Genomic DNA, 22069 nt, shown 5'->3' on the forward strand with positions numbered 1-22069 from the left:
CATGGTGGATGTTGGCGTGCAAACCCCCGAACAGGGCCAGCTGGCGCAGGATTTCGTCCGTTTTGCCGTCGAGTCGGGCGTGCTGCGGTTTGGCGAATTCAAGACCAAAGCCGGGCGCCTGAGCCCCTATTTTTTCAACGCCGGACTGTTTGACGACGGCCGCAAGATCGGCCGGCTCGCGGAATTCTATGCAAAAGCCCTGCTGGCCAGCGGCATCGAATTCGACATGGTGTTTGGCCCCGCGTACAAAGGCATTCCGCTGGCTGCCACCGTGGCGGTGGAGCTGGCGCGCCTGGGCCGCAACGTGCCCTTTGCCTACAACCGCAAGGAGGCCAAGGACCACGGCGAAGGTGGGACCCTGGTGGGTGCGCCCCTTAAGGGCCGGGTGCTCATCGTCGACGATGTGATGTCGGCCGGCACGGCCGCCCGCGAGTCCATCGCCATCATCCGCGCCGCCGGCGCCACGCCCCACGCAGTGGCCATTGCGCTGGACCGCCAGGAGAAAGCCACCGAGAATGGCCAGGACGTGGACCACAGCGCCGTGCAGTACGTGCGCAACCAACTGGGCATGCAGGTGTGTGCCATTTCACGGCTGGCAGACTTATTGCTCTTTCTTGAGCAGAATGGGGAAGAGGGGATGCGTTCCCACCACGAAAAGGTGCTGGCCTACCGCCAGCGTTACGGCGTCAACGAGGGGTAGATGGTTTGAGCAAATCGGCGTGGATCATGGGCGGGGTTCTGTTGGCCACCCTGGGCGCCGATTGGGCGCGGGCGCAAGCCCCCGGGACATCCAGCGGCATCTACACCTGCGTGGACCGCAATGGCCGGCGCCTGACGGCCGACCGTCCGATCGCTGAATGCCTGGACCGCGAGCAGCGGGAACTCGGGCCCTCGGGCATCGTACGGCGGCAAATTGGCCCCTCGCTGACCGAGCAGGAACGAGCCGCGCAAGAGGCGCAGCGCCGCAAAGAGGCCGAAGCCCGTGCCCGCGAGCTGGAAGAGCGCCGCCGCGAGCGCGCGCTGACGGCCCGCTATCCCGACAAGGCCACGCACGATGTGGAGCGCGCTGCGGCCATTCAGCTCGTCGATGACGTGACCGCCACCGCCGAAAAGCGCCTGGTCGAACTGGCCCAGCAGCGCAAAGCCTTCGATGTGGAGATGGAGTTCTACAAGAAGGACCCCAACAAAGCCCCCATGGCACTGCGCCGCAAGATTGCCGAGAACGAAGACAGCATTGCCGAGCAGCAGCGCTTCATTGCTGGGCAGGACCAGGAAAAGCGCCGCGTGCACCAGCGCTTTGACGTGGAGCTGGCCCAGCTGCGCAAACTGTGGGATGCGCAGCGCATGCCACTGCCGGGCACAACGCCTGCCAGCGACGCCTCCGCTCCAGCCGCCACGCGGTGAGGCCCGCGGGGGGGGGGCACTTCACCTGCCATTGGCCTGCGACGTCCGCCACCCCATTGAGAAGATCCAAACAACAAAGGGCCTCGCGGCCCTTTGTTGTTGGTGTTGTTGCCAGTCGGCGTGCGTCAGTCCGCAAGCTTGGCGCGCAACAGTTCGTTGACCTGCGTCGGATTGGCCTTGCCCTTGCTGGCCTTCATGATCTGGCCGACCAGCGCGTTGAAGGCCTTGTCCTTGCCCGCGCGGAACTGCGCCACGTTGTCGGGGTTGGCGGCAATCACCTCGTCGATGATCTTCTCCAGCGCGCCGGAGTCGTTCATCTGCTTGAGGCCCTTGGATTCGATGACGGCATCCACTTCGGTCGACTCTCCGGTCCACAGCGCATCAAACACCTGTTTGGCGGCGTTGTTGGAGATCGTGCCGTCGGCAATGCGGCCGATCAATGCGGCCAGCTGCGCTGCAGTCACAGGAGCTTGCTCGATACCGGTCTCCGCCATATTCAGGCGGCGCGACACCTCTCCCATGATCCAGTTGCTGGCCAGCTTGGGCTGGCTGCAGGCTTTGGCCGCCGCTTCAAAGTAGGCCGCCATGGCCTTGCTCTGCGTGAGCGTGGTGGCGTCGTACTCGGGCAGGCCATAGTCCGCCACAAAACGGGCGGCCATGGTGCGAGGCAATTCAGCCATCTGCGCACGTTCATCCTGCACCCACTGCTCCGAAATGTGTAGCGGAGGCAGGTCGGGGTCCGGAAAGTAGCGGTAGTCCGCCGCGTCTTCCTTGGTGCGCATCGCGCGGGTTTCGCCCGTGTCGGGGTCGAACAGCACGGTGGCTTGCTGGATTGCATGACCGTCTTCGATCTGCTCGATCTGCCAGCGAATTTCGTAGTCGATGGCCTGCTGCATGAACTTGAACGAGTTCAGGTTTTTGATCTCGCGGCGCGTGCCCAGTGGCTGGCCAGGCTTGCGTACGGACACGTTGGCATCGCAGCGGAAGCTGCCCTCCTGCATGTTGCCGTCGCAGATACCGATCCAGGTGACGATCTTGTGCAGCTCTTTCGCGTAGGCCACGGCCTCTTCGGACGAGCGCATGTCGGGTTCGGTCACGATCTCCAGGAGCGGCGTGCCCGCGCGGTTCAGGTCGATACCACTCTGGCCGATGAAGTCTTCATGCAGCGATTTGCCTGCGTCTTCTTCGAGGTGGGCGCGCACCAGGCGCACGGTCTTCTTCTCGTCACCCAGAAAGAACTCGACCTCGCCGCCCTGCACCACCGGGATCTCGAACTGGCTGATCTGGTAACCCTTGGGCAGATCGGGGTAGAAGTAGTTCTTGCGCGCGAAAATGCTCACGGGCGCAATGTGGGAGCCGAGGGCCAGTCCCAATTTGATAGCGCAGGCCACGGCTTCGCGGTTCATCACCGGCAAGGTGCCGGGCAGGGCCAGGTCCACGGCGCACGCCTGGGTGTTGGGCTCGGCGCCAAAGGCGGTGGGAGCGCGGCTGAAGATCTTGCTCTGGGTGGCGAGCTGGGTGTGGGTTTCGAAGCCGATGACAACTTCGTAGCCATGGATCAGTTTGGCGGTCATGTCAGAAGCCCTCCGGACGGCGGAGGTGGAAGTCGGTGGCTTGCTGCAGGCGGTGCGCAGCGTTCAGAAGGCGGGCTTCCTGGAAGTAGTTGCCCAGCAGCTGCAGGCCGACGGGCATGCCGCCCTCGCCAAAACCGGCGGGCACGCTCATGCCGGGCAGGCCGGCCAGCGAGCCGGGCAGGGTGAAGATGTCGGCCAGGTAATCGGCCAGCGGGTCGTTGCCGTGGTCGCCCAGCTTCCAGGCCACCGTGGGGGCCACGGGGCCGGCGATGACATCGCATTCCTTGAACGCGTTTTGGAAGTCGTCGGCGATCATGCGGCGGATCTTCTGCGCCTGCAGGTAGTAGGCGTCGTAGTAGCCATGGCTCAGCACATAGGCACCGATCATGATGCGGCGCTTGACCTCGTCGCCAAAACCTTCGGCGCGAGTCTTCTTGTACATGTCCACCAGGTCGGTGTAGTCCTTGGCGCGGTGGCCGAACTTCACGCCGTCAAAGCGGGAGAGGTTGGACGACGCCTCGGCCGGAGCAATGATGTAGTAGACCGGAATGGACAGCTGCGTGCGCGGCAGGCTGATGGGCACGAGCTTGGCGCCGAGCTTCTCGTATTCCTTCAGGGCACCATCTACGGCGGCGCGCACGTCGGGCGCCAGGCCTTCGCCAAAGAACTCGGCGGGGATGCCGATGCGCAGGCCGTCGATGCTGTCGTTGAGCTTGGCGCTGAAATTCTCGGCGGGCACGTCCAGGCTGGTGGAGTCGCGGTCCGGGTCCGGGCCGCACATGGCGGACAGCAACAGTGCGCAGTCTTCGGCCGAGCGGGCCATGGGGCCTGCCTGGTCGAGGCTGGAAGCGAACGCGATCATCCCGTAACGGCTGGCGCGGCCATAGGTGGGCTTGATGCCGGTGATGCCACAGAACGACGCGGGCTGGCGGATGGAGCCGCCGGTGTCGGTGCCGGTGACGGCCGGGGCCAGGCGCGCGGCCACGGCCACGGCGCTGCCGCCGGACGAGCCGCCGGGGATACGGTCCGTGGCCCAGGGGTTGCGCACCGGGGCGGGGGCGTCAAAGCCCACGGGGGCGACGGCGGAGTTCTCGTTGGCCGAGCCCATGGCGAACTCGTCGCAGTTGAGCTTGCCCAGCGTCACGGCGCCCGCGTCGGCCAGCTTGGTGACCACGGTGGCATCAAAGGGCGACTGGTAGCCCGCGAGCATCTTCGAGCCTGCGGTGCTGGGGAAACCTTTGGTGACAAAGATGTCCTTGTGCGCGATTGGCACGCCCGCCAGCGGGCCGGCGGTGCCTGCGGCAATGGCGGCGTCCTGGGCGCGGGCCTGGGCCAGGGTGATGTCCGGGTTCACGGCCACGTAGGCGCCCAGGTTCTGGTGGGCCTGCGCACGGGCGAGGAAATGCTGGGCGGCCTCTACGGCCGAGACGCGGCGCTCGCGCAGCTCGGCAGCCAGCTGGGCCACGCCCAGGTCATGCAATGCGGTGGAAGTCATGCGGCGGGGCTCTTACTCGATCACTTTGGGCACGAGGAACAGGCCTCGTTCGACGGCGGGGGCGCTTTGCTGGTTGGCTTCGCGCTGGTTGGGCTCGCTGGCCACGTCCTCGCGCAGCCGCAGGGCCACGTCCTGGATAGCTGCGACGGGGTGGGCCAGGGGCGTGACGCCCGAGGTATCCACAGCCCGCATCTGTTCCACGATGTCAAAGAAGCCATTGAGCTGCGTGAGCATGCGCTCACTTTCGGAGGGCGTCAGCTCAAGCCGCGCCAAGTTGGCAATGCGGCCGATGTCCTGGGGGGTCAGTGCCATAGGGAGGAGAATCTAGAGAAACCAGAAGTAAAGCTGTGATCCGGGCTGCGCCGGAGGGAGTTATTCACAGGGGATGGGGTATTATCCCGGCTTTGCCGCAAAGCTCCTGGAATGGGAGTCAATTGCGTGAAAAAAGCCCATAAACACCCCCCTGAATACCTGGCGATGGCAGGCCGACGCGCATGCCGTGCCCGAGAGGATTTTTGAATGTTCGGAGCTTTCCGTCGGTATTTCTCCACCGACCTGGCCATTGACCTTGGCACAGCCAACACCCTCATCTTCGCCCGCGACAAAGGCATCGTGCTCGACGAGCCCTCCGTTGTCGCCATCCGCCACGAAGGCGGGCCCCATGGCAAGAAAGTCATCCAGGCCGTAGGCCACGAGGCCAAGGCCATGCTGGGCAAGGTGCCCGGCAACATCGAAGCCATCCGCCCGATGAAGGACGGCGTGATCGCCGACTTCGTGATCACCGAGCAGATGATCAAGCAGTTCATCAAGATGGTGCACCCGCGCACGCTGTTCACCCCCAGCCCGCGCATCATCATCTGCGTGCCCTGCGGCTCCACCCAGGTCGAGCGCCGCGCCATCAAGGATGCGGCCGAGGCCGCAGGCGCCACGGCGGTTTACCTGATCGAAGAGCCCATGGCCGCCGGTATTGGCGCGGGCCTGCCGGTGTCGGAAGCCAGCGGCTCCATGGTCGTGGACATCGGCGGCGGCACCACCGAAGTCGGCGTGATCTCACTGGGCGGCATGGTCTACAAGGGCAGTGTGCGCGTCGGTGGCGACAAGTTCGACGAAGCCATCATCAGCTACATCCGCCGCAACTACGGCATGCTGATTGGCGAGCCCACCGCCGAAGCCATCAAGAAGAACATCGGCTCGGCCTTCCCGGGCTCTGAAGTGCGCGAGATGGAAGTCAAGGGCCGCAATCTGTCCGAAGGCGTGCCACGCAGCTTCACCATTTCTTCTAACGAAGTGCTGGAAGCCCTGACCGACCCGCTGAACCAGATCGTCTCGGCCGTGAAGAACGCGCTGGAACAAACCCCCCCCGAGCTGGGCGCCGACATTGCCGACCGCGGCATGATGCTCACCGGCGGCGGCGCGCTGCTGCGCGACCTGGACCGCCTGCTGGCCGAAGAAACCGGCCTGCCCGTGCTGGTGGCCGAAGACCCGCTGACTTGCGTGGTGCGCGGCTGCGGTATCGCCCTGGAGCGCATGGACCGCCTGGGCAGCATTTTCACGAGCGAGTAAGTCGGCAGGCCTGTATGCTGCAGGCACTTTTTTTGCGCTCTGAATTGCATGACTGCACCTGCTCCAATGCTTGTTTCTGAGCACCCGCCCGTGGAGCCCGCTCCCCGCGGCAGATCCTGACCGCTGCGCACCATGCCCTTGGGTACTCTGGAGCGCAGCGCTCCCCCTTTCTTCAAACAGGGCCCTTCGGCCCTGTCGCGTTTGGCCGTGTTCAGTGCGCTGGCGCTGTTCCTCATGGTGGCCGACGCACGCTTTCAGATTACCGGCCCCTTCCGTCAGGCCGTGGCTACGGTGCTGTACCCGGTGCAGTGGCTCATGCTGCAGCCGGTGGAGTTCGCGAGCCAAGGGCGCAGCTATTTCCAGTCGCTGCAAACCGCGCAAGAAGACCTGGATGCCGCCCGCAAGAAGATGACCGTGATGGGCCAGCGCGCCAACCAGGCCGACCAGCTGGCCATGGAAAACCAGCGGCTGCGCAAACTGCTGGAGCTGCGCGACCGGCTCCAGACCCCCGCACAGGCGGCCGAAGTCATCTACGACACCGCAGACCCCTACACGCGCCGTGTGGTGCTGGATCGGGGGCAGCTGGGTGGCGTGGAGCTGGGCGCTCCGGTGATGGACGAGGCCGGCGTGCTGGGCCAGGTCACCCGTGTGTTTCCGCTGGTCAGCGAAGTCACGCTGCTGGTGGACCGTGACCAGGCGATTCCGGTGCTGAACATCCGCACCGGCGTGCGCGGCGTGGCCTATGGCGACCCGGTGGCGGGCCATGGTGGTGGCATGGAGCTGCGCTTCATGCCCGCCAACGCCGACATCCGCGAAGACGACCTGCTGACCACCAGCGGCGTGGACGGCCTGTATGCGCCGGGCCTGCCCGTGGCGCGCGTGGTGAAGGTGGAGCGCCGTGCCGACTCCGCGTTTGCGCGCATCTACTGCGTGCCTTTGGCGCAGGTGCAGGGTGCGCGCCATGTGGTGGTGCTCAAGCCCCTGGCCGACAACGAATTGCCCCGCCCGGATGCGGCCCCCGCCGCGCCCGCGAACAAACGCGGGGGCCGCAAATGAGCCGCCGCCTTGCCCCGATGACCCCGACACAAGGAGGCCCTCGATGATCATGCCGCGGGGTGAGCCCCTGCTGATGCCGGTGAACCCGATGTTCATCTGGGCCAGTCTGGCTGCGGGTCTGGCCATCAACATGCTGCCGCTGGGCCGCGTGGTGTGGATGCCTGATCTGCTGATGGTGTTGCTGGTGTTCTGGGGCGTGCACCAGCCGCTGCGCATTGGCATGGGCGCGGCGTTTGTGCTGGGTCTGTGCATGGACGTGAGCCAGTCTGCGCTGCTGGGCCAGCATGCGCTGTCCTACACCGTGCTGTCGTTCGGAGCCATTGCCGTCCACCGCCGTTTGCTGTGGTTCAGTGTGCCGTCGCAGGCGCTGCAGGTGTTTCCGCTGTTTGCCGTTGCTCATGCCATCGAGCTGCTGCTGCGCATGGCGGCGGGCGGAATTTTCCCGGGGTTCTGGAGCTTTCTGGCCCCGTTCCTGGAGGCGCTGCTGTGGCCCCTGGCCAGTTGGGTGCTGCTGGCGCCCCAGCGCCGCCCGCCCGACAAAGACCAGAACCGGCCGTTGTGAACATGAGGCAACAACCCCCTGAGCGGCAGCGCTGCCTCCCCCTTGTCTCGCAGTGCTGCGCGCTGCGGGAAGGGCTGCCACGCGCTCGCGGCGGGGCGACCCTTGCTCGGCGTCCCCTGGCCTGGGCCGCGCCAGTCACACAGGCAGCCAGCTTCTGGGCCGTGTTTTCAGGGGTGAGGCCATGACCGAGGTGCGCAGCAGCGAAGCCGACGCCTCGCGGTTCCGGGTGCGCGCCGTGGTGGTGGGCCTGGTGGTGATGGCGGCGTTCTGCCTGGTGGCGGCGCGTCTGGTGTACCTGCAGGTGGTGCGGCATGAGGACCTGGCAGCCCAGGCGGAGAGCAACCGCACGGCCGTGGTGCCCATCGTGCCCAACCGGGGGCTCATCCTGGACCGCAACGGCGTGGTGCTGGCCACCAACTATTCGGCCTACACGCTGGAGATCACGCCCTCGCGTGCCGGCGTGCTGGACGAGACCATCGATGCCCTGTCCAAGGTGGTGGACATCCAGGCGCGTGACCGCCGCCGCTTCAAGCGGCTCATGGAAGAGTCGCGCAACTTCGAATCCCTGCCCATCCGCACCCGCCTGACGGATCAGGAGGTGGCGCGTTTCACCGCCCAGCGCTACCGCTTTCCGGGTGTGGACATCAAGGCGCGGCTGTTTCGCAACTACCCGCTGGGCGACGTGGCCAGCCATGCGATTGGCTACATCGGGCGCATCAACCAGACCGAGAAGGCCCGCATCCAGGACTCGGAGGACGAGGCCAACTACCGGGGCACGGAGTACATCGGCAAGCTCGGCATCGAGCACAGTTTCGAGTCGGCCCTGCATGGCGCGACAGGTGTGGAGCAGATGGAAACCTCGGCGGGTGGCCGTGCCGTGCGCAAGCTCTCCAGCCACGCCGCCACCCCCGGCGACAGCGTGATGCTGTCCATCGACATCAAGCTGCAAAAACTCATCGAAGAGCTGTATGGCAGCCGCCGTGGAGCGCTGGTGGCGATCGACCCGCGCAATGGCGAGATCCTGGCGCTGGTGAGCAAGCCCACCTTCGACCCCAACCTGTTTGTCGAAGGCATTGACGCCGAAAACTGGGCCGCGCTCAATGAGTCCATCGACAAGCCGCTGCTCAACCGCGCCCTGCGCGGCACCTACCCGCCCGGCTCCACCTACAAGCCCTTCATGGCGCTGGCGGCGTTGCAGCTGAACAAGCGCTCGCCCAGCCTGGTGGTGAACGACCCCGGCTTTTACACCTTCGGCGGCCACACCTTCCGCAGCCACGAGGGCGGGCTGGGGGGCGTGGACATGCACCGCGCCATCCAGTTCTCCAGCAACACCTACTTTTATTCGCTGGCCGTGGACATGGGCGTGGATGCCATCCACGACTTCATGAAGCCGCTGGGTTTCGGCCAGTCCACGGGCATCGACCTCAACGGCGAAGTGCGGGGCACACTGCCTAGCACTGAGTGGAAGCGCAACACCTACAAACGCGCCGACATGAAACGCTGGTTCCCGGGCGAAACGGTGTCGCTGGGCATTGGGCAGGGCTACAACAATTTCACGATGCTGCAGCTGGCACTGGCCGAGGCCACGCTGGCCAACGGAGGCATCCGCTATCGCCCCCACATGGCCAAGGCGGTGAAGAATGCGGTCACCGGCGCCATCACCGAGATCGTGCAGCCCCCTGGCATCAACCTGGGCTACCAGGCCAAAAACGTGGAGCTGGTGCGCAATGCCTTGGTGGCGGTGAACAAGGGCGGCACAGGCACGCGGGTGTTCATGGGCGCGCCCTACACCTCGGCCGGCAAGACGGGCACCGCCCAGGCCGTGACCATGGGCCAGAACGTGAAGTACAACGCCAAGGCGCTGGAGGAGCACCAGCGCGATCACTCGCTGTTTGCGGCCTTTGCCCCGGCCGAGAACCCCACCATCGCCCTGGCCGCCATTGTGGAGAACGCAGGCTTTGGTGCTGCCCACGCCGCTCCGATTGCGCGGCGCGTGTTTGACTATTGGCTGCTGGGCGAGTACCCCAGCGAAGAAGACATCGCCGCCGTGCAAAAGGGCCTGGCCAGTGCGCCCATGGGCAAGCCCCGCAAGGCCAGCGAGGTGCCGTTGGTCGCTCCTTGATCCGGCACTGGATTGCAATCAAATTGATAGCTATTGACGCAGTATCGACTAGCGCTACAAGCTGTTTTTGCTTCAAAAGCGCCTGCTAGGCACCGGCAGCGCGCGGTGACGGCTGAAGCTGGCTGAACACCAGCGCCGCCACAATCAGCGCCGCCCCGCTCAGCCCGGCCCAGCCCAGCTGCTCACCCAGCAACATCCACGCCGTGAGTGCGGCAAACACCGGCTCCAGCCCGAACACGATGGCGCTGCGCATGGCGTCCACGCGCTGCTGGCCCCAGGCCTGCAGCGTCACCACCACCACGCTGGCCAGCAGGCCCAGGTACAGCAGGGCCAGCAAGGCGTCCACCGGCAGCTGGGCGGCAGAGTGCAGCCACTCCATGTTGCCGCTTTGCACCAGCAACAGCGCAGTGGAGGCCAGTGCCATCACTGTGGCCTGCGCGGCGGCCATGCGGGTGGCACGCAGGGGCTGTGCGGCCGTGCGGCGCGCGCATTCCTCCAGCGCCAGGATGTACAGCGCATAGAACACGGTGCTGGCCAGCGTCAGCGTATCGCCCAGGTTCCAGGGCTCGTTCTCGTGGAACATCAGCGCCATGCCTGCCAGCGCCATCACGCAGGCGCCCCACAGCCGCCAGCCGTAGCGCCGCCCCAGCGCTGCCATGGCGATCAGCGGCACCACCAGCACGTTGAGCCCGGTGACAAAGGCATTGCGGTTGCTGCTGGTGCGCGCGAGGCCCTCGATCTGCAGCCAGAACGCCAGGAACAGCAGCAACCCCAGCGCGCAGCCCCAGCGCCGCTCGTGGCGCAGCATGCCGCGCCACAGCGGCGCCAGCACCAGCAGTGCGATCACAAACCGCAGCCAGATGATCTGCAGTGCGTCGAGGTGCGCCGAGAGCAGTTTCATCGCCGGGAAGGTGGTGCCCCACACCACGGTCACAGCCAGCAGGGCCATCAGGCCCCAGCGTTCAGTACGCATTGGAAGAATTCTCCAAACCAATAAGAACCTGTTCAAAGAAAAAGGGCCACCGGTTGCCCGGTGGCCTCTGCTTTGCAGAGTGTGCAGCGTGCCCGTTCAGTGGCTGACCTGGCCCAGGAACGCGCGGATGCGGTCGTTGGCCGGGTTGCTGAAGAACTCCTGCGGCGGGGCATCGTGCGCGATACGACCCTGGTCGAAGAACATCACCCGGTCGGCCACCTCGCGCGCAAAGCCCATTTCGTGGGTCACCACGATCATGGTCATGCCACCACGGGCCAGGCCACGCATCACGTCCAGCACTTCCTTGACCATCTCGGGGTCGAGGGCCGAGGTGGGCTCGTCAAACAGCATCACCTTGGGTTGCATGGCCAGTGCGCGTGCAATGGCCACCCGCTGCTGCTGCCCGCCCGACAGCTGCCAGGGGTACTTGTGTGCATGGTCCTGCATGCCCACGCGGCGCAGCAGCTGCATGGCCTCGTCGTTGGCCTGGGTGCGCGGGGTGCGGCGAATGCGGCGGGGCGCCAGCGTCACGTTGTCCAGCACGCTCATGTGGCCGAACAGGTTGAACTGCTGAAACACCATGCCCACCTCGCAGCGCTGGCGCTGCAGGGTGGTGAGGTCGTCGCACACCTCGACGCCATCGATGGTGATACGCCCGCTGTCGTGGGGCTCCAGGCGGTTGATGGCGCGCAACAGCGTGCTCTTGCCCGAGCCCGAGGCGCCAATGATCACCGTCACCTCGCCGGTGTGGAACACGGTGGACACGTCCTTGAGCACCTGGTGCGCGCCAAACGACTTGCACACGCGCTCGGCCACGATGTAGGGCTTGGGTGGAACGTTGGAGTTCATTGGTTGCGGCCCTCCACGTCAAAGCGGTACTCGACGGCGTTGGAGATCTGTGTGACCAGTGTGGTCAGCAGCAGGTAGGTGATGGCCACCGTGGTCAGCGTAGCGATGGGCTGGAACGTGGCCGACTGGATGCGGTTGCCCACGTTGGTCAGCTCCACCACGCCGATCGCGTAGGCCAGCGAAGAGTCCTTGAGCAGCGCCACAAAGTTGCTCACCAGCGGCGGCAATGAGATCTTGAACGCCTGCGGAAACACCACGTCCATGAACACATGCATGCGGCCCAGGCCCAGCGCCCGGGCGGCCTCGGTCTGCCCGCGTGGCACGGCCAGCAGGCCCGCGCGCAGCGCTTCGGCGTTGTAGGCGCCCACATTGAGCCCCAACGCCACGACGGCGGCGGCAAAGTCGGGCAGGTTCAGCCCTGGCACCAGCACCGGCAGCGCAAAGTACACAAACAGGATCTGCACCAAGAGCGGTGTGCCGCGAATGGCCCAGATGTACACGCCAGCAATCCAGCGCACGGGCGTCCAGCGGGCGGTGCGGGCCAGCGCCGCAGCTGTGCCCAGCACCAGGCCCACGGCACCGCTGACCAGCGTGAGCCACAGCGTGGTGCGCGCACCTTCAGAAAACGCCTGGGCATTGGGGCCGATGGGGTCAGGGAAGAACGACAGCAATTGGCCCAGCAACGAGAGGGCCAGCACCATCACCACCAGTGCAGCGACCAGCGTGGCATTGCTGCGCTGCTGTCGGGACCAGCTTTGTGGCCAAAGAGCGAGAAGCATGGATCAGACGACCAGAAGGTCTTGGTTGGAAATCGGGTGGGCGGCAGGGACATCGGCCTGCGCCGCCACAAAAGGCAAAAGGTGCGCAGAGGCTCCCGGCCTTCTGCGCACCCCATGTGCCGTCATATCAATTGCAGCGCACGTCTTCGTTGAAATACTTCTTGGAGACGGCGGCGTAGCTGCCATCGGCCAGCACTTCGGTGAACGCCTTGTTCCAGGCATCGGCCAGGCCGGTGTTGCCCTTGGCCATGGCGGGGGCGATGCGCTCGATGAACAGCATGTCGCCCAGCTTGAAGCCGGCCTTGGCGTTCTTGGCAGCGGCTTCCTTGGCCACGAACTTGTCGCTGACCCAGGCGTCCACGCGCTTGGAGATCAGGGCACGCTGAGCGTCGGTGTCTTGCGGGAAGTTCTTCACTTCCTTCACGCCGCTGACCTTCTTGACCTGCTCCAGGTAGCTGGTGCCGGTTTGCACGGCCACGACCTTGCCGGTCAGGTCCTTGGCGTTGCGGATCTTGTCGTCCATGGCCACGATGATGCCGCCCGAGCAGTAATGGGGGTTGGCAAAGGTCACGGCCTTGGAGCGCTCGTCGGTCACACCGTGCGAGGCGATCACGGCGTCCCAGCGGTTCTGGCCCAGGCCGGTCAGCAGGGCGTCAAAGCCCAGGGTCTTCCATTCGAGCTTCAGGCCCATCTTCTTGACCACCAGCTCCGCCACTTCCACCTCAAAACCCGTCAGCTTGGTGCCTTCGAAATAGTTGAAGGGAGCGAACTGGCCCTCGGTGGCCACGATGATCTTGCCGTCCTTCTTGACTTCGTCCAGCGTGCGGGCCTGGACGGCGAGGGCAGCGCACAGCGCCACGGCGGTGACAACGGCAGACTTGAAAAATTGCATGACAGGTTCCTGTGGGGGTGGTTCAGGTACAAAAAATCCGGCCTGCGGGTAGGCAGGCCGGAGCGGGTGGATGCGGACATCGCCATTGGCGATGGGCCTCGTCATCAAACGGAAACGTGCGGAAATTATAGGACGCGCGTTCACATTCGGGCCATGCAGGGCAACCCCGATGACCTCGGAGCGCCCTGGTGGTAGGCCTTGCAGGGCGTTGCAAGTTGGGTGCCACCCTGGCAACCGACACCCGGTGCGTGAAGTGCAGGCCTACCGCAGAAAGGCGTCGTACCCCGTCTTCAGGATCAGGGTGCTCACCACCACGATGAAGATGCCCCGCACAAAGCCGGTGCCGTGCTTGAGCGCCATGTGGGTGCCTAGCAGGCTGCCCAGCACGTTGGCCACGGCCAGCGTCACCGCAAAGTGCCACCACACATGGCCCTTGGCGGCAAACAGCGCAATGGCGGCGACGTTGGTGGCGCAGTTGAGCAGCTTGGCCGACGCCGAGGCATTGAGAAAGTCGTAGCCCAGCAGCCGCACGAACAAAAAGACGAAGAAGCTGCCGGTGCCCGGGCCAAAGAACCCGTCATAAAAACCGATGAGCACACCAATCAGGCAGGCGGCGATCACCTCGGCCCGGCCCGCGAACCGGGGGGTGTGGTGCCGCCCCAGCTCCTTCTTGGCCAGGGTGTAGAGCAACACGCCCAGCAGCACCAGGGGCAGCAGCTTGCGTAGGAAGTCGGCCGACACCACGGTGACGGCCCAGGCGCCCACGAACGAGCCGGCAAAACCGGCGGCTGCAGCCGGCAGCATGGCCGACCAGCGAATCTGCACCTTGCGGCTGTATTGCCAGGTGGCCATGGCGGTGCCCCAGACCGAGGCCGCCTTGTTGGTGCCCAGCAGGGTGGCTGGGGGCGCCCCCGGAAAAGCTGCAAACAGCGCGGGCACCATCACCAGTCCACCGCCCCCCACGATCGCATCCACAAAGCCCGCGAGCAGCGAGGCCAGGGTCATCAAAATCCATTCCATCGCAGGATTGTCGCACCGGGCCTGCTATCGATTCAGGACCGCTCAGGATCGAGCGGGCAAGAAAAAGGCGCTGGGATCGCCAGCGCCTGAAAGGGTTCACACCTCGTTGGGTGTTTTGAATGTGGTTCTTGGTAGAAAGGTTGTCTCCTCGGGCCCCTCGCTTGGCACACCGAAGCGCGCTTTCGAGTGCCGTGACTGTAACGGCTGCACCCTGCTGGTGCATTGGGGGTTTCCCGCCCCCCGTTGTTGGGCGCCGGACGGCTTGCGGGGGCGCCCGGTGCCCCGATTCGGTGGCAACTGGCTGGCATGGCTCGTGCAATGCGCTTGTAACAAATTGCGAAAGGGAGCGTGCATGCGTGCAGTCAACCACCGGGTGTTTGCGGTCGTGTCGTTGTGTCTGGGGCTGTGCACCTGCGCGCTGGCCCAGGGCGTGCCAGAGGCTCCTGCAGTCGCGGCGCCCCTCACGCGCCCCGCCCTGGTGGCCCAGGACACGGTGAATGCGGCCCATACCGGCTGGATGATGACCTCCACCGCCCTGGTGCTGTTGATGACGCTGCCAGGTATTGCGCTGTTTTACGCAGGCATGGTGCGCAGGAAGAACGTACTCAACACCATGGCCAGCGTGGTGGCCATTGCAGCGCTGGTCAGCCTGTTGTGGTTTGCGGCGGGGTATTCACTGGCCTTCACACCGGGCAGCGCCTGGCTTGGCGGCTGGGACCGTGCTGGCTTTGCCGGGCTCGACTTTCAGCTGGAGGCGGGCAAGCTGGCCGTGAGCCACATTGCGCCGCTGATCCCGGAGTCGGTGTACGCGATGTTCCAGCTCACCTTTGCCATCATCACGGCCGCGCTGCTGGTGGGCGCGTTTGTGGAACGCATGCGGTTTTCGGCCATGCTCGTCTTCATCAGCCTGTGGACACTGGTGGTCTATGCGCCCGTGGCGCACTGGGTGTGGGAGCCGGGTGGCTGGCTGGCGCAGATGGGCGCGCTGGATTTTGCGGGCGGCTCGGTGGTGCACGTGAATGCGGGCGTCGCGGGGCTGGTGTGCGCCTGGTTTCTGGGCCGCCGCGCGGGGTATGGGCGTGAGCCGTTTGAGCCCTACAACCTGGGGCTCACCATGGCGGGCGCGGGCATGCTGTGGGTGGGCTGGTTTGGCTTCAACGCGGGCTCTGCGGTCGCGGCCGATGGGCGTGCCGGGCTGGCCATGGCAGTGACGCACCTGGCCGCTGCGGCCGGTGCGCTGTCGTGGATGCTGGGTGAGTGGGTGGTGCGCGGGCGCCCGTCGCTGCTGGGGCTGTGCTCTGGCCTGGTGGCGGGGCTGGTGGCCATCACACCTGCCGCCGGTTTTGTCACGCTGCGCTCGGCCGTGGTGATTGGGCTGGTGGCCGGGCTGGCCTGCTACTGGGGCGCGACGGGGCTCAAGCGGCTGCTGCGGGTGGATGACTCGCTCGATGTGTTTGGCGTGCATGGCGTTGGCGGCATCGTGGGGTCGCTGCTCACCGGTGTGCTGGCCAGCAAGACCGTGGGCGGGGTGGCGGGCAGCCTGCTGACCCAGGCCATCGGCGTGGGCGCCGTGGCGGCCTACAGCCTGGTGGTGACGGCCGCGCTGCTGTGGGTCATCAACTTTGCGATGGGCCTGCGGGTGGACGAACAGAGCGAACAGACGGGGCTGGACATTGCCCAGCACCGCGAGCGCCTGGGCGGCTGAATGAGCCCCGAGAGACCCGGCAGGCCTTCCCCGCTCCCGCATCGTTGTGCAACGCGGGCCAGCGGGTGCAGTCCGATGGATGACCCCAATGCATTAAGGAGCCGACCATGTCCGATTCCGACAAGCTGGCAATTGCCGCCCACCTGCATGTGCTGTTGCGGCGCAAAACGGGTCGCGTGACCGATACCGAATGGATGGCGGTCAACGCGGACTATGCGCAGGAGATCGTGCGGTTCGCGCGCCAGCGCGCTGTGGACGACAACGCGCCCGATCTGGCTGAGTGGGCCGACCGCCTGGAGCACGCCCTGCACGCCACTCCCCTTGCAGCGCCGCGCCGTCCGCTGCTGGACGTGGCGGCGCAGGCTGTGCGCTCGCGCCCCGCACCGACGCCTGAGCCCGCCCCCGAGGTGCCGCGCTATGTGGGCGGCATCCGCTGAACGCTGCAGCGACCTGGGCGCCAGGGCTTGCAAAGATCAGTGGGGCGCCGTGCCTTGCGTGAACAGCCCGGCCGTGGGCAGCAGCCCGGTCAGCTGGTTGTCGCCGTAGGTGCGCAGCACCTGCGCAATCACCACCTGGTAGCCATTGAGCCACTGCGCCTGCGCGGCCTTGGCCTTCAGGTGCGCGGGGTGTTGCATCAGCGTTTGCAAGGCTTCCAGCGACTGCCAGTAGTACACGTTGGACACCAGGCCGTTGCCCGTGTCCGTCCAGGACTCCTCGCCCAGGTAGCCGTCGATGGAACGGGCGGCGGTGGCAATCGCCTCGTCCAGGCGGTGAAAGGCGTCGTCGAATTGAGAACCTGTTCAAGCTATGTTCGGGGATCGCGTTGGAGTGCAATCGGGATGAGTGGATGCTTCGGGTGCGCCGCATGGGCTCGTGCCCATGCAAGCAGCCGGGGCGTTCAATCACCCGATTTCACTCCAACCCTTCGGGCAAGTGCCTTGCCGGGCGGTCTGCGGTGTTGCGGCGCTTGTGGATAGCCAAGCTATCCACCGCGCACCGCGCCTAGCACCCCATCCCGGCAAAGCGCTTGCGCGACCCCGAACATAGCTTGAACAGGTTCTTCGTCGCAAAGATGAAAGTGGAGGAGTACATCGGCGCGATGGTACTCACGCCGCCCGCCTTGCCTGGATGATCCACTCCGCCGCCTTCTCCGCCATCATCAGCGTGGGCGAGTTGGTGTTGCCGCTGGTGATGGTGGGCATGGCGCCCGCATCCACCACGCGCAGGCCGGCCACCACGCCGCCGCGCCCATTGCGCACGCGCAGTTGCGCGTCCAGAACGGCCATCGGGTCGCCGTCGCGGCCCATCTTGGTGGTGCCCACGGGGTGGAAGATGGTGGTGGCAATGTCACCCGCCAGGCGCGCCAGGTCTTCGTCGCTTTCAAACTGCACGCCGGGCTTCCACTCCTGCGGCTGGTATTTGGCCAGCGCGGGCTGGGCCACAATGCGGCGCGTGACGCGCAGGCTGTCGGCGGCCACCTGGCGGTCTTCGGGCGTGCTGAGGTAGTTGGGCGCGATGGCGGGCGCGGCCTTGAAGTCGGCGCTCTTGATGTTCACCGTGCCCCGGCTGGTGGGGTTGAGGTTGCACACGCTGGCGGTAAAGGCCGGAAAGCTGTGCAGCGGCTCGCCAAACGCATCGAGCGACAGGGGCTGCACGTGGTACTCGATGTTGGGATAGGGCTGGTCGGGGCTGCTGCGGGTGAACGCACCGAGCTGCGAAGGCGCCATGCTCATGGGCCCGCTGCGCTTGAGCGCATATTCGAGCCCGATCTTGGCCTTGCCGGCCAGCGAGTTGGCCATGGTGTTGAGCGTCTGCACCCCTTGCACCTTGAACACCGCGCGGATCTGCAGATGGTCCTGCAGGTTGGCGCCCACGCCCGGCAGGTCCACCGCCACATCGATGCCATGCTGGCGCAGCAGTGTGGCGGGGCCGATGCCCGACAGCTGCAGCAGCTGGGGCGAGTTGACGGCGCCTGCGCTCAGGATCACCTCGCCCGCCGCGCGGGCCGTGACCATCTCGTGGCCGTCCCACACCAACACGCCGGTACAGCGCTGGCTGCCATCGGGCTGGGTCTCGATGATGAGCTTGGACGCCTGCGCGCTGGTCCACATCTCGAAGTTGGGCCGGCCATAGCAGGTGGGACGCAAAAAGGCCTTGGCGGTGTTCCAGCGCCAGCCGCTTTTCTGGTTGACCTCGAAATAGCCCACGCCTTCGTTGCTGCCGCTGTTGAAGTCGTCGGTGGCGGGGATGCCGGCCTGCTGCGCGGCGTGGGCAAAGGCGTCGAGCACGTCCCAGCGCAGGCGTTGCTTCTCCACCCGCCACTCGCCGGTGCTGCCGGTGGCCTTGTTGCCGTGCAGGCGTTTGAAATTTTCGTTCACGCCTCCGGGCTGGTCCAGGCGCCAGTGGTCTTCGTGGCGGCGGAAGTAGGGCAGGGCGTTGTCCCAGCGCCAGCTGGCGTCGCCCGTCAGCTCGGCCCACAGGTCATAGTCGCGCGCCTGGCCGCGCATGTAGATCATGCCGTTGATGCTGCTGCAGCCGCCCAGCGTCTTGCCGCGTGGGTAGCGCAGGGTGCGGCCGTTCAGGCCCGCGTCGGGCTCGGTGTTGTAGAGCCAGTCGGTGCGCGGGTTGCCGATGCAGTACAGGTAGCCCACGGGGATGTGGATCCAGTGGTAGTCGTCCTTGCGGCCGGCCTCGATCAGCAGCACGCGGTGGCGGCCGTCGGCGCTCAGGCGGTTGGCGAGCAAGGCACCGGCTGTGCCTCCGCCGATGATGATGGTGTCAAACGTGGTGTCGCTCATGGAGGAGGGGCGGTGCCGATCAAAGGTGGTAACGGTGGGCCATTGTGCGGATGGGGCAGGCCCTGTCGATAGGGTGTGTGCCTATTGCTACACTTTTGGTAGCTGCTGATGCTTGAATTGATTGCGCTTGGCGCTGATTTGATAATAATTACACGCTTCGCCGCCTGTCTGTGCTTGACAGGCTCGTGTCCGACAGCGCGTGCAGGATTCGCTCCGCTACCATGCACGCTCTTCCTTGCTGCTTCTTGACGACCCCACCCCTGCGGCTGCCCTGGCGGCCAGACCCATGACCGACCACGCTCCCCACATCGTCCGCGCCGATACGCCCCAAGGGCCGTGTGCGCAGCTGCGTGGGCGCTGGGGTGCGGCCGAGCTGGGCAACGCGGCGCAATGGGAGGCCGTGTCGGACCAGCTGCGCGGCGCACCCCCCGCCCCCACGCTGGGCTGGGACCTGCGGGAGCTGCAGTGGCTGGACCATGTGGGCGCGCAGCTGCTGTGGAACCACTGGCAGCACGCCTGGCCCGCAGAGCTGGCCTGCACCGACAGCCAGCGCACCATGCTGGCACGGGTGGCTCAGTTCACCTGTGTTGCACCGCCGCCTGAGCCTTGGCGCCTGGGCGAACAGGTCGATCACCTGGGCGTGCTGGTGCTGCACGGTGTGGACCACGCCCGCCACCTGCTGGAGATGGTGGGCCAGCTGGTGCTGGACCTGGGGCGCCTGGCACGCGCACCGCGCAAGGGGCCATGGCGTGATGTGTCCGGCCATCTGTACCGCATGGGCGCCACGGCGCTGCCCATCACGGCGCTGGTGGGGTTCCTCATCGGTGTGGTGCTGGCCTACCTGATGAGTCTGCAGCTGCGGCAGTTCGGTGCCGAGTCATTCATCGTCAACATCCTGGGCATCTCGCTGATCCGCGAGCTGGGGCCCATGCTGGCGGCCATTCTGGTGGCGGGCCGCTCGGGCTCGTCCATCACCGCGCAGATCGGTGTGATGCGGGTGACCGAGGAGCTGGACGCCATGCGCGTGATGGGCATCCCGCACGGGTTCCGGCTGGTGATGCCGCGCACCTTGGCGCTGGCGCTGGCGATGCCGCTCATCAGCGTGTGGACCACGCTGGCGGCGTTGGCGGGCGGCATGCTGGCGGCCGACATCTCCATGGACATCTCGCCGTCGTACTTTGTGCAGGCACTGCCCGCAGCGGTAAAGATCGGCAACCTGGGCCTGGCCATGGCCAAGTCGGTGGTGTTTGGCGCGTTCATTGCGCTGATCGGTTGCCACTGGGGCCTGCGCGTCAAGCCCAACACCCAGAGCCTGGGCGAAGGCACGACGGCGTCGGTGGTGTCGTCCATCACCATGGTGATCATCGTGGACGCGCTGTTTGCCATAGCGTTCAAGAACATCGGCATATGACTGAGCGCATCGCCAAGCCCGAACACATCGCCGTCGCGCCCGGCGAGCCGCCCATCGTGGACGTGCAAGGCCTCTGGACGCAGTTTGGCAAGGGCGATGAAACCTTCACCGTGCACCAGGACCTGAACTTCACCGTGCAGCGCGGCGAGATGCTGTCGCTGGTGGGCGGGTCGGGCACAGGCAAGACGGTGTTGCTGCGCCAGATCCTGGGCCTGGCCCGGCCCACGCGCGGGCAGGTCACCGTGCTGGGCCGGCCCGCGTCCGAGATGGGGCGCGAGGGGGCTGCCAGCCGGGTGGGCATGCTGTTCCAGCACGGTGCGCTGTTTTCGGCCTTCAACGTGCTCGATAACGTGGCCTTTGCGCTGCGCGAGCAGGGCACGCTGCCGCCCGAGCTGGTGCGCGATGCCGCGCTGGTCAAGCTGCAGATGGTGGGCCTGCAGCCCGAACACGCCACGCGCATGCCGGCCGACCTGTCGGGGGGCATGGTCAAGCGCGTGGCGCTGGCCCGCGCGCTCATCATGGACCCACCGCTGCTGCTGCTGGACGAGCCCACGGCGGGCCTGGACCCGAGCAGCTCCGACGACTTCTGCGCGCTGCTGCGCGAGCTGCGCGCGGCGCTGGGGCTCACGGTCATCATGGTCACGCATGATCTGGATACGCTGTTCGCGCTCAGCACCCGCGTGGCGGTGCTGGCGGACAAGAAGGTCACCGTCACTGGTCCGCCGCACGAGGTGGCGCACTTTTCGCACCCGTTCATCGAGCACTTCTTCATGGGCGAACGTGGCCAACGCGCCATGGCCCCCGTGCCCCCTGTGCAGCAGGCCCCGGTGCAGACCGCCGCCGCGCCTGCGCCCGACAAGGAACATCCCTGATGGAAAACAAATCCCACGCCCTCGCCGCAGGCATCTTTGTGCTGGTGGTGGCCGCCATGCTGGCAGGCCTGGCCATCTGGCTCACGCGCGACAACGCCAACTACGAGCAGTACGAACTCTCCACCCGCGACGGCGTGAGTGGCCTGCAGCCCCAGGCCACCGTGCGCTACAAGGGCGTGGCCGTGGGCAAGGTCACGCGCATCGGGTTCGACCCCCAGGTGAGCGGCAACGTGCTGATCCGTATTGCGGTCAACGAACAGGCGCCCATCAGCCCCACCACCTTTGCGGTGCTGGGCTACCAGGGCGTCACCGGCCTGGCACACGTGCAACTGGACGATGCCGAGAAGCCCTACCCCGAGCTGCCCCCCGGCCCCAGCGGCCTGCCGCGCCTGCCGCTCAAGCCCTCGCCGTTTGGCAAGCTGGCCGAACAGGCGCCCGCCATCCTCGGCCAGGTCGAAGAGGCCACGCGCCGCATCAACCAGCTGCTGGGAGACAACAACCAGCAAAAGCTCACCGAGGCGCTGTCCAGCATCGGCCAGGCCGCCAGCAGCGTCAACACCCTGACCCAGCGGCTCGATGCCACCGTGGCCCAGCGCCTGGACCCGGCCCTGGCCGCGCTGCCGCCCCTGGCCAGCGATGCGCGCCAGACCCTGCAGTCATTGCAGCAGGCGGGTGCCAGTGTCTCGGCCCTGGCGGTGGACTTGGGCAAGACCAACCAGCGGCTCAACGCCGACGGCGGCCCCATTGACCAGATCACCGCTGGCACCCAGTCGCTGGCGCGCGCAGCGGACCAGTTCAGCACCGCGACCCTGCCCCGAGTGAACCGCGCCGCCGACGACACGGCCCGCGCCGCCCGCCAGATGGGCCGGGCGGCGGGGGGCATCAGCGACAACCCGCAGCTGTTCATCTATGGCTCGGGGCGCATCCCGCCCGGGCCGGGTGAGCCAGGGTTTGGCAGCGCCCCGTGAGCTGGCCCCCCTCCCGCGCTGCATTG

The 22069-nt window shown here is 66.3% G+C and carries 21 protein-coding genes; 11 read left to right on the forward strand and 10 right to left on the reverse strand.

The genetic code is table 11. The features are described 5' to 3' along the window. The first annotated feature begins 1 nt into the window (after window position 1). The gene (gene pyrE, locus IB236_RS07115) at window positions 2–700 is read left to right on the forward strand and encodes an orotate phosphoribosyltransferase (protein ID WP_056742150.1); all 699 of its coding nucleotides are present in this window, start codon (window positions 2–4) and stop codon (window positions 698–700) included. A gap of 26 nt (window positions 701–726) precedes the next feature. Beyond that, window positions 727–1404, forward strand: coding sequence for a DUF4124 domain-containing protein (locus IB236_RS07120; RefSeq protein ID WP_056742148.1), 678 nt, complete (start codon window positions 727–729; stop codon window positions 1402–1404). A gap of 125 nt (window positions 1405–1529) precedes the next feature. On the opposite strand, the gene gatB is transcribed toward IB236_RS07120, so the two are convergent. From gatB to gatC, 3 genes are read right to left on the reverse strand one after another with little or no spacing between them, the layout of a single operon-like run. Further along, entirely contained in the window at window positions 1530–2978 is a 1449-nt protein-coding gene (gene gatB / locus IB236_RS07125) for an Asp-tRNA(Asn)/Glu-tRNA(Gln) amidotransferase subunit GatB (protein ID WP_192419697.1), read from the reverse strand. A 1-nt stretch (window position 2979) separates the two neighbouring features. Next, complete coding sequence (gatA, locus tag IB236_RS07130; protein ID WP_056742145.1) at window positions 2980–4473, reverse strand: Asp-tRNA(Asn)/Glu-tRNA(Gln) amidotransferase subunit GatA; 1494 nt, start codon at window positions 4471–4473, stop codon at window positions 2980–2982. 12 nt (window positions 4474–4485) lie between these two features. After that, the gene (gatC, locus tag IB236_RS07135) at window positions 4486–4785 is read right to left on the reverse strand and encodes an Asp-tRNA(Asn)/Glu-tRNA(Gln) amidotransferase subunit GatC (protein ID WP_008907365.1); all 300 of its coding nucleotides are present in this window, start codon (window positions 4783–4785) and stop codon (window positions 4486–4488) included. Between the two features lie 207 nt (window positions 4786–4992). Between gatC and IB236_RS07140 the strand changes: the two genes are divergently transcribed. The 4 genes from IB236_RS07140 (at window position 4993) to mrdA (ending at window position 9776) form a co-directional block, all read left to right on the forward strand. After that, window positions 4993–6036, forward strand: coding sequence for a rod shape-determining protein (locus tag IB236_RS07140; protein ID WP_008907364.1), 1044 nt, complete (start codon window positions 4993–4995; stop codon window positions 6034–6036). A gap of 132 nt (window positions 6037–6168) precedes the next feature. Then, the gene (gene mreC / locus IB236_RS07145) at window positions 6169–7092 is read left to right on the forward strand and encodes a rod shape-determining protein MreC (protein WP_192419699.1); all 924 of its coding nucleotides are present in this window, start codon (window positions 6169–6171) and stop codon (window positions 7090–7092) included. A gap of 43 nt (window positions 7093–7135) precedes the next feature. Further along, a complete protein-coding gene (gene mreD, locus IB236_RS07150; RefSeq protein ID WP_192419701.1) occupies window positions 7136–7654 on the forward strand; it encodes a rod shape-determining protein MreD in 519 nt (172 codons plus the stop codon). 181 nt (window positions 7655–7835) lie between these two features. Beyond that, window positions 7836–9776, forward strand: a complete 1941-nt coding sequence (mrdA, locus tag IB236_RS07155) for a penicillin-binding protein 2 (protein WP_116748637.1) — start codon at window positions 7836–7838, stop codon at window positions 9774–9776. Window positions 9777–9861: 85 nt separating this feature from the next. Here the strand turns inward: mrdA and IB236_RS07160 are convergent, their stop codons facing one another. The 5 genes from IB236_RS07160 to IB236_RS07180 all read right to left on the reverse strand — a co-directional run bounded on the left by IB236_RS07160 (window position 9862) and on the right by IB236_RS07180 (window position 14289). Further along, on the reverse strand, window positions 9862–10749 hold the full coding sequence (locus IB236_RS07160) for a DMT family transporter (protein ID WP_056057465.1): 888 nt from the start codon (window positions 10747–10749) through the stop codon (window positions 9862–9864). Between the two features lie 96 nt (window positions 10750–10845). Then, the gene (locus IB236_RS07165; protein ID WP_056057470.1) at window positions 10846–11598 is read right to left on the reverse strand and encodes an amino acid ABC transporter ATP-binding protein; all 753 of its coding nucleotides are present in this window, start codon (window positions 11596–11598) and stop codon (window positions 10846–10848) included. Beyond that, on the reverse strand, window positions 11595–12377 hold the full coding sequence (locus IB236_RS07170) for an amino acid ABC transporter permease (RefSeq protein ID WP_056057473.1): 783 nt from the start codon (window positions 12375–12377) through the stop codon (window positions 11595–11597). Before IB236_RS07170 ends, IB236_RS07165 begins: the two co-directional genes overlap by 4 nt. A gap of 127 nt (window positions 12378–12504) precedes the next feature. Further along, on the reverse strand, window positions 12505–13269 hold the full coding sequence (locus IB236_RS07175; RefSeq protein WP_056057476.1) for an ABC transporter substrate-binding protein: 765 nt from the start codon (window positions 13267–13269) through the stop codon (window positions 12505–12507). Between the two features lie 261 nt (window positions 13270–13530). Further along, window positions 13531–14289, reverse strand: coding sequence for a TSUP family transporter (locus IB236_RS07180; RefSeq protein WP_056742136.1), 759 nt, complete (start codon window positions 14287–14289; stop codon window positions 13531–13533). A gap of 352 nt (window positions 14290–14641) precedes the next feature. Here IB236_RS07180 and IB236_RS07185 point away from each other — a divergent pair, with 352 nt between their 5' ends. Together IB236_RS07185 and IB236_RS07190 are read left to right on the forward strand one after the other, a co-directional pair. Next, the gene (locus IB236_RS07185; protein WP_099731499.1) at window positions 14642–15994 is read left to right on the forward strand and encodes an ammonium transporter; all 1353 of its coding nucleotides are present in this window, start codon (window positions 14642–14644) and stop codon (window positions 15992–15994) included. A 107-nt stretch (window positions 15995–16101) separates the two neighbouring features. Further along, window positions 16102–16431, forward strand: a complete 330-nt coding sequence (locus IB236_RS07190; RefSeq protein ID WP_108498951.1) for a hypothetical protein — start codon at window positions 16102–16104, stop codon at window positions 16429–16431. A gap of 36 nt (window positions 16432–16467) precedes the next feature. Here the strand turns inward: IB236_RS07190 and IB236_RS07195 are convergent, their stop codons facing one another. Together IB236_RS07195 and IB236_RS07200 are read right to left on the reverse strand one after the other, a co-directional pair. Further along, window positions 16468–16761 (reverse strand): antibiotic biosynthesis monooxygenase, encoded by a 294-nt coding sequence (locus IB236_RS07195; RefSeq protein WP_192419808.1) that lies wholly within the window; start codon window positions 16759–16761, stop codon window positions 16468–16470. Window positions 16762–17100: 339 nt separating this feature from the next. Then, window positions 17101–18792: a GMC family oxidoreductase gene (locus IB236_RS07200; RefSeq protein WP_192419703.1), complete on the reverse strand. Its 1692-nt coding sequence runs from the start codon at window positions 18790–18792 to the stop codon at window positions 17101–17103. 286 nt (window positions 18793–19078) lie between these two features. On the opposite strand from IB236_RS07200, the gene IB236_RS07205 reads away from it, so the two are divergent. The 3 genes from IB236_RS07205 to IB236_RS07215 are packed head-to-tail and all read left to right on the forward strand — an operon-like array spanning window position 19079 to window position 22043. Beyond that, the gene (locus IB236_RS07205) at window positions 19079–20203 is read left to right on the forward strand and encodes an ABC transporter permease (protein WP_099732256.1); all 1125 of its coding nucleotides are present in this window, start codon (window positions 19079–19081) and stop codon (window positions 20201–20203) included. Beyond that, complete coding sequence (locus IB236_RS07210; protein ID WP_192419710.1) at window positions 20200–21075, forward strand: ABC transporter ATP-binding protein; 876 nt, start codon at window positions 20200–20202, stop codon at window positions 21073–21075. Before IB236_RS07205 ends, IB236_RS07210 begins: the two co-directional genes overlap by 4 nt. Further along, window positions 21075–22043: an MlaD family protein gene (locus IB236_RS07215; protein ID WP_116748644.1), complete on the forward strand. Its 969-nt coding sequence runs from the start codon at window positions 21075–21077 to the stop codon at window positions 22041–22043. Before IB236_RS07210 ends, IB236_RS07215 begins: the two co-directional genes overlap by 1 nt. Window positions 22044–22069: the final 26 nt, after the last annotated feature.

The organism is Acidovorax sp. ACV02 (assembly GCF_014851475.1).
GTDB classification, from domain to species: domain Bacteria; phylum Pseudomonadota; class Gammaproteobacteria; order Burkholderiales; family Burkholderiaceae_C; genus Acidovorax; species Acidovorax delafieldii.